The 7,570-nt window shown below is 73.7% G+C and carries 7 protein-coding genes; 3 read left to right on the plus strand and 4 right to left on the minus strand.

Going from position 1 to position 7,570, the window contains the following annotated elements:
- The first annotated feature begins 37 nt into the window (after window positions 1–37).
- The 3 genes from BGP03_RS23810 to BGP03_RS23820 all read left to right on the plus strand — a co-directional run bounded on the left by BGP03_RS23810 (window position 38) and on the right by BGP03_RS23820 (window position 2,659).
- Window positions 38–904: an alpha/beta fold hydrolase gene (locus tag BGP03_RS23810; protein ID WP_298800198.1), complete on the plus strand. Its 867-nt coding sequence runs from the start codon at window positions 38–40 to the stop codon at window positions 902–904.
- On the plus strand, window positions 901–2,145 hold the full coding sequence (locus BGP03_RS23815) for a hypothetical protein (protein WP_296367259.1): 1,245 nt from the start codon (window positions 901–903) through the stop codon (window positions 2,143–2,145). The genes BGP03_RS23810 and BGP03_RS23815 overlap by 4 nt, the downstream gene beginning before the upstream one ends.
- A 358-nt stretch (window positions 2,146–2,503) precedes the next feature.
- On the plus strand, window positions 2,504–2,659 hold the full coding sequence (locus BGP03_RS23820) for a hypothetical protein (RefSeq protein WP_296369796.1): 156 nt from the start codon (window positions 2,504–2,506) through the stop codon (window positions 2,657–2,659).
- A 229-nt stretch (window positions 2,660–2,888) separates the two neighbouring features.
- Here BGP03_RS23820 and BGP03_RS23825 read toward each other — a convergent pair whose 3' ends face one another.
- The 4 genes from BGP03_RS23825 to BGP03_RS23840 form a co-directional block, all read right to left on the minus strand.
- Window positions 2,889–3,050, minus strand: a complete 162-nt coding sequence (locus BGP03_RS23825; RefSeq protein WP_296369795.1) for a hypothetical protein — start codon at window positions 3,048–3,050, stop codon at window positions 2,889–2,891.
- Between the two features lie 79 nt (window positions 3,051–3,129).
- Window positions 3,130–5,706 carry a bifunctional FO biosynthesis protein CofGH gene (locus BGP03_RS23830; protein ID WP_298800197.1) on the minus strand — a complete coding sequence of 859 codons (2,577 nt, stop codon included), beginning with the start codon at window positions 5,704–5,706 and terminating at the stop codon, window positions 3,130–3,132.
- Window positions 5,707–5,734: 28 nt separating this feature from the next.
- Window positions 5,735–6,223, minus strand: a complete 489-nt coding sequence (locus tag BGP03_RS23835) for a YbaK/EbsC family protein (protein ID WP_296369792.1) — start codon at window positions 6,221–6,223, stop codon at window positions 5,735–5,737.
- On the minus strand, window positions 6,223–7,570 hold a 1,348-nt coding region (locus BGP03_RS23840), incomplete at its 5' end, for a serine/threonine-protein kinase (protein ID WP_299737550.1). The genes BGP03_RS23840 and BGP03_RS23835, both read right to left, overlap by 1 nt.

Below are 7,570 nucleotides of genomic sequence, written 5' to 3' on the forward strand. Positions count from 1 at the left end.
AGGCGATACCGGTCGGGCGGACATAGGCTCTGTGATCGTGGAATCCCCCGAACTGATCACGGTCGACGCCGGCCCCGTGGGCCTCGGCGCCCGCTCGTGGAAGGCTGGCTCCGGACGCCCGGTGCTGCTCGTGCACGGCCTGTCCTCCAACGCCCGCCTCTGGGACGGCGTGGGCTCCCACCTCGCCGCCACCGGGCACCCCGTCGTGGCCGTCGACCTGCGCGGGCACGGCACGTCCGCGCCCGTTTCCGACACCGACGACGAGGACGACCTCGACGCCCCGGCCGTCGACGCCACGCAGGCCGCGGCCCGGGACCTGGCCAACGTCTGCGCGAGCCTGGGCTGGAGGGATCCGGTCGTCGCGGGCCAGTCCTGGGGCGGCAACGTCGTCCTCCAGCTCGCCGCCGACCGCCCCGACCTCGTGCACGGCCTCGCCCTCGTCGACGGCGGCTGGCTGCACCTGGGCGACCAGTTCCCCACCCTCGACGACGCGTGGGGCGTCCTGGCCCCGCCGCGCTTCGACGGCATGACGGCCGACCGGCTGCGCGGGATGCTCACGTCCGGCCACTCCGGCTGGGAGCCCTGGGCCATCGACGCCACGCTGGCCAACCTCCGCGAGGACGACGACGGGCTGGTCTCCCCGTGGCTGAGCCGCGAGCGCCACCGCGCCATCGTCGGCAGCATGCTCCGCCACCAGCCCCGCAAGCTCTACCCGCTCGTGCGCTGCCCCGTCCTGCTCCTGGCCGCGGTGTCCGAGCAGGGGCCGGGCCGCAAGGGCGAGCTGCTCGCCGAGGCCGCCGCCGGGCTGGCGCACGCGGAGGTCGTCGAGTTCCGGGGCGGCGACCACGACCTGCACGCGCAGTACCCCGAGCGCGTGGCCGACCTGATCGGAGGACTCGCATGAACGCCGGCCGGTTGGTGATCATGGGTTCGGGCGAGACCGCCCCCACCATGGTGGAGGTGCACCGCTCCACGCTGCGCGCGGCGGGCGACGGGCCGTCGCTGCTGCTCGACACCCCGTACGGCTTCCAGGAGAACGCCGACGACATCACGGAGAAGGCGCTGACCTACTTCTCCCGCAACGTGGGGCGCACGCTCACACCGCTGCCCTGGCGCCACCGCATCGAGGGCACCGAGCTCGACCGGGCGCTCGCCGCCGTCCGCGGGGCCCGGTCGGTGTTCGCGGGCCCCGGCAGCCCCACCTACGCGCTGCGGGTGTGGGCCGGCACCGGCTTCGACGACGCCGTGGCCGCGCTTGCCGCGTCGGGCGGCACGGTCACGTTCGCCAGCGCCGCGGCCCTCACCATCGGCGTCGTCACGGTGCCGGTGTACGAGATCTACAAGAGCGGCGCGGACCCGGCGTGGGCGCAGGGGACCAACCTCCTCGAACGTCTGACGGGCCTGCGCGCGGCGCTGATCCCGCACTACGACAACACCGAGGGCGGCACGCACTCCACCAACTTCTGCTACCTCGGCGAGCGGCGCCTGCGGTTCCTGGAGGGTTCGCTGCCCGAGGGCGCGCACGTCATCGGCGTGGACGAGCACACGGCGCTCGTGTTCGACCTCGGGGCCGGCACCGCGCAGGTGCTGGGCAACGGCAGGGTGACGGTCCGCCACGACGGCGAGTCCCGGGTCCTCACGAGCGGCACGACGGTGGAGACGGCGTCGCTCGCCGCCCGCGAGTCGGGGTCTGCGAGCGCGCGAGTCCGGGTCTCCGCGTCACCGAGTCGCGCCGAGAGTGAGCCGACGCTCGCCTCCTCGCTCCGCGACGCCGCCGACCGCGCGCGCGTCGCGTTCGACAAGGCCCTCGGCGACCGCGACGCCGACGCGGCGGCCGCGGCCGTCCTCGAGCTGGAACAGGCGATCTCCGACTGGACGGCCGACACCCTCCAGTCCGACGACGCCGACCACGCCCGCCGCACCCTGCGCGGCATGGTGCTCGAGCTGGCGACGGCGGCGGGCGAGGGCCTCGGGGACCCGGCCGCACGCATCGCCCCGTTGGTGGAGGCCCTCATCGAGCGCCGCGCCGCGGCCCGGGCGGCGAAGGACTTCGCCACCTCCGACGCGCTGCGCGACAAGCTGGCCGAGGCGGGGGTGGAGGTCCGGGACGGCGCCCAGGGCGCCGAGTGGTCGCTGAAGGCCTAGGTCGATCACCCGACACCGCCGACTCGCGCACGGGAAACCGCCGACTCGCGCGAGTGGTGGTGAGTCCTTTCTGGCCGGTCCCTCCCATGTGGGGGTAGCCTCGCTCGCGGTGTTCACCGGCGACGTGCCGGTCGCGCCGAACAACACCGTCAGGCGCGCAACGCCGACGGGTCCGGTCCGGAGTCGGCCCAGGCCGGCGGCACCACGCTCGGACCGGTCATCGCCAAGGCGGGCGCGGACTTCACCCTCGCCCGGGGGCACGGCCTCGAAGACGGTGGTGCTCTCCGATGAGGGAGACGGTCTCGGGGGCCACGTACCTGTGGCAGAAGACGACCCCGGGCCCGAAAACGCGGGGGCGATGGCCGACACCACGTCGGAGAACGCCAGCTTCACGCTGCCGCTGTTCGCCTGCCCGAGCACCAACGCACCGCTGACGTTCCGGCTGATGGTGACCACCGACGCCGGGTCGAAGTCGAGGTCGGTGACGTCCGCGTCGTCGGCACGGGCACCATGATCAAGGTGCACGCCGGCAGCCTCGCCGCACCGCTCATCGGCTCGCCGGTGGCGGTCACGGCGGCGGCGCCTCCCGGCATCGGGGACTTCTCGGTGCGGGTGCGCACCGGGCAGGCCAACCTGCCGGGGGCCGACCCGGGAACGGTGTGGGCCGGGCCCACCGGGGGCGGCACGGCCGGGCCGTTCACGATGACGAACGGCCAGGGGCACGGCACGATCCGAGGGCGTGCTCAGTCCTCGTCGTCGGCCGGGGCCTCGGGAGCCGGCCGGTGCACCTGCACCACACCGTTCTCGAGATCGATCGGGCCCAACCGCCACTTCTGGCCGTCGGCGTCCTCGCCCGCCTCGTCCTGGATCTTCGGTCCGGGGAACATCTCACCGAGTACGCCCATGACCGCCACGGTACGCCGGGGTCGTGCGCGGAAATCCGTGCTCCAGCACTGATTTCCGCGCACGGGCGGCGGCAGCCGCCTACGCCAGCGGCAGCAGTCTCGGCGCGGCACCGGCGGCGGGTTCCAGGCGCGCGACCGGCTCCTTGTAGGTGGTGCTGCGCTGACGGACCGGCCGACCCGCTACGGCCGCGATCTCCTTGAGCTCCGCCACCGTTCGGGCCGACCCGTTCTCCGACCCGGCCATCCGGCTGATGGTCTCCTCCATGAGGGTGCCGCCCATGTCGTCGGCGCCGCCCTGCAGGATCCTCGCCGACAGGTCGTCGCCGAGCTTCACCCACGAGCACTGGACGTGGTCGATGCGGCCGTGCAGGGCCAGGCGGGCGAACGCGTGGACGGCCCGGTTGTCGCGCTCGGTGGGCCCCGGACGCGCGAGGCCGGCCAGGTAGATCGGCGCGTTGGTGTGCACGAACGGCAGCGGCACGAACTCGGTGAACCCGCCCGTCTCGTCCTGCAGCGCAGCGAGGGTGCGCAGGTGGCCCACCCAGTGCCGCGGCTCGTCGACGTGGCCGTACATCATCGTCGAGCTCGACGCGATGCCGAGGCGGTGGGCGGTGCCCACCACCTCCAGCCACTGCGCCGCCGGCAGCTTGCCCTTCGTGAGCACCCAGCGCACCTCGTCGTCGAGGATCTCGGCGGCCGTGCCGGGGATGGAGCCGAGCCCGGCCTCCTTGAGCTCGGTGAGCCAGTCCTCGACGGACACACCGGCCTTGGCCGCCGCGGACACGATCTCCATGGGCGAGAACGCGTGCACGTGCATGGCCGGGACCGCGGCCTTCACCGCGCGGACGAGATCGGCGTAGAACGTGATCGGCAGCTGGGGGTCGATGCCGCCCTGCACGCAGACCTCGGTGGCACCGTCCCGCGCGGCCTCCACGGCCCGCGAGGCGATCTCGTCGAGCGAGAGCCGGAACGCGTCCGCGTCGCGCTCGCGCTGGGCGAACGCGCAGAACCGACAGCCGACGTAGCAGACGTTGGAGAAGTTGATGTTGCGGTTGATCACGTAGGTGACCTCGTCGCCCACAACGTCACGGCGCAGGTCGTCGGCGAGGCGCGTCATCTCCTCCAGCGCCGGGCCCTCAGCGGTGATCAGCGCGAGGGCGGCGGCGTGGTGGGCCGGGTCCAGCAGCGCGGCCGGGTTCGACGCGGCCAGCGAGAGCCCCGCCCGGACGTCGGAGTCGAGCCGCTCGGGAGCCGCCTGCTGCTGGGACGCGAGCTCGGCCTTCAGCTCGTCCCAGTCGCCGTACACGGACGAGAAGTCGCTGCGGCGGTCCTCGGTGCGGCCGTCGGTGTCGATCGAGGAGTTGAGGTCGATCCGGCCGCTGGACGCGAAGCCGCCGTCGGGCTCCTGCCAGGGACGGCCCTCGACGACGGCCTTCTCGTCAGCCAGACCAGAAGCGTCGGCCAGGGCGTTGACGTGCGCGTGCAGCCGGGTGTCGATCCACGGTGACCCGGCCTGGACGTACCGCGGGTAGACGGTCAGCCGCTCGCGCAGCGTGAAACCGGCCGCCGCGGACGCCTCCGCCAGCGCGTCGATGGCGGGCCACGGACGCTCGGGGTTGACGTGGTCGGCCGTGACGGGCGAGACGCCGCCCCAGTCGTCGATGCCTGCGCGGAGCATCAGCGCGAACTCCTCCCCCACCAGGTTCGGCGGGGCCTGCACGCGCATCTTCGGGCCGAGCACGATCCGGGCGACGGCGATGGTGGCGGCGAGGTCGTCGATGTCGGCGTCGGGGTCGTTGGCCATGGCCGTCTCCGGCTTGGCCCGGAAGTTCTGGACGATCACTTCCTGGATGTGCCCCGCCGCGCGGGCGGCGCTGCGGATCGCGAAGATCGACTCGGCCCGCTCGGTGCGGTTCTCGCCGATGCCGATCAGGATGCCCGTGGTGAACGGGACTCCGACGCGGCCGGCGTCGGTGAGCGTGCGCAGCCGGACGGCCGGCTCCTTGTCGGGGCTGCCGTAGTGCGGGCCGCCGGGCTCGCTCCACAGCCGGGTGGCCGTGGTCTCCAGCATCATCCCCATCGACGGCGCGACGGGCTTGAGCCGCGTGAGCTCCTCCCACGACAGCACGCCGGGGTTGAGGTGCGGCAGCAGGCCGGTCTCCTCCAGCACCGCGATGGCGCAGGCGCGGACGTAGTCCAACGTGGAGTCGTAGCCGCGCTCGTCGAGCCACTCGCGCGCCGCGGGCCAGCGGGCCTCGGGCCGGTCGCCCAACGTGAACAGCGCCTCCTTGCACCCGGCGGCGGCGCCGGCGCGGGCGATCTCCAGCACCTCGTCGCGCTCCAGGAACGCGGCGGGCAGCCGGTGCGGCACGGTGGCGAACGTGCAGTAGTGGCAGCGGTCCTGGCACAGCCGCGTGAGCGGGATGAACACCTTGCGCGAGTAGGTGACCACGCCCGGGCGGCCCTCCTCGACCAGGCCGGCGTCGCGGACGCGGGAGGCGTGCTCCAGGAGCTCGTCGAGGTGCTCGCCTCGTGCGGCCAGCAGAACGGCGGCCTCGGTGACATCGAGCACCGCGCCGTCACGGGCCCGGCGCAGCGCCCGCTTCACAGCGGACGGGGCGGGCGGTGTCTCGGGAACGGGGAGCAGATCGGGCATGCCTGCACAGTAGGTCGCCGACAGCCGCTCATGCCACGTCGGCGGCCTCCCCACCTGTCACTGCGATCAGTTCGGCGTAGGTCGTGGGGAACACCGCGTGCGGGATGCCGCCCGCGGCCCACACCTCGTCGAAGGCCTCCAGCGCGCGGTCCACGAGCGTGCGGATCGGCGCGGGGTGGCCGACCGGGGAGACCCCACCGATCACCTGGCCGGTCGCCTCCCGCACGAACTCCGCCGACGCGCGACGGACCTTCGTGGCCCCGACGAGCGCCGCGACCTTGCCCGTGTCGACGCGGTGGGCACCGGAGGTCAGGACGAGCAGCGGTGATCCGTCCGTCCCGGAGATCATCTCGAAGACCAGGGAGTTGGCGATCTGCCCCACCTCGACACCCAGGGCGGCCGCGGCGGCCGCCGCGGTGGCGACGGCGTCGGGCAGGACCTTCAGGCGGGCGGCGCGGGCGGGATCGGCGCCACCCTGGGCGAGGGCCGCCAGGACGAGCTCGACGTTGCGGTGCATCAACCGGGGTCCTTCGCTATCCGGGTGCCGGTGAGCTGGCTGCCGTCGGCGGCGCGCAGGACGCAGATGACGTCGCGCGTGGTGAAGCTGGTCGACACCTTCGCCGAGAACGCCGCCGCCGACGGCACGAGGCCCACCACCTGCAGCCGGGCCTTGTCCTGGCCCTCGACGAGCGCCGAGTCGAACAGCAGGGTGCAGGCCGACCGGGCGTAGCCGGCCAGGTCGTCGGCGGCCGGATACGGCAGGTCGCGCTGCGTGCCGAACGCGTCGAGTACCCCGAAGACCTCGAGGTCGTGGGGATCGTCGCAGCTCACGTAGGTGCTCGAGGTGTACGAACGACCCGGTGCGAGGGCTCCGGGCAGGCACGACGGCGACGTGATGCCGAAGACCGGGAGGTCGCCCCCCTGCCCGTAGGTCATGACCGGCACGGTGGGCGTCGACGGGCGCAGCACCACCAGCGTGCCGAGCACCCCGGCGACGAGACCGACCACCAGCGCCAGGACCGGCCACAGCGGACGTCGGCGTCGGACCACGGGAGAGGGTGTGGTGCTCTGGGAGGTGACGGTCTCGCCGCCGTAGAGCGGCATCGGCGCGGGGTTCTGCGTCGCCAGCAGCGCGGCGGCCTGCATCCCGCCCAACCGGGCCTCCGGCGAGCGCTGCAGCAGGCCACCGATCACCGTTCCGACGGGCCCCCGGGCCCGCACGGGCGGGATGTCGGCGTGCAGTACCGCCGACAGCGTGGCCGCGCTGGTCTCGCGGGCGAACGGGCCCTCCCCGTGGATCGCGTAGAACAGGGTGGCTCCCAGCGCCCACAGGTCCGACGCCGGCGACGCGCCCTTCCCCTCGAGCCGTTCGGGGGCCAGGTAACCGGGCGAGCCGATCACCGCGCCGGTGGTGGTCAGGCTGGGATCGTCGGCGGCCTGGGCGATGCCGAAGTCGGTGAGCTTGACCCGGCCACCGGAGCCGAGCATCACGTTGCTGGGCTTGACGTCGCGGTGCACGACGCCCGCCGCGTGGGCGGTGTTCAGCGCGGCGGTCAGCTGCTGCGCCACCGCGGTGACCGAGCGTTCGTCGAGGGGCCCGTCGCTGCGCACCACGTCGGTGAGCGTGCGCGCGTCGATCAGCTCCATGACGATGTGGTCGACGCCGTCGTCGGTGATCACGTCGTGCACGGTGACGATGCCCGGGTCGTTGAGCCGCCCGGCGTTGCGGGCCTCGCGCAGCAGCCGGTCGCGGAACTGCCGGCGGTCCTCGGGGCTCAGCCCCTGCGGCAGGTGCAGCTCCTTGACGGCGACCTGCCGGCCCATGACGCGGTCCTCGGCCCGCCAGACGATGCCCATACCGCCG

It is taken from the genome of Pseudonocardia sp. 73-21, assembly GCF_001899645.1.
Classification (GTDB): Bacteria; Actinomycetota; Actinomycetes; order Mycobacteriales; family Pseudonocardiaceae; genus Pseudonocardia.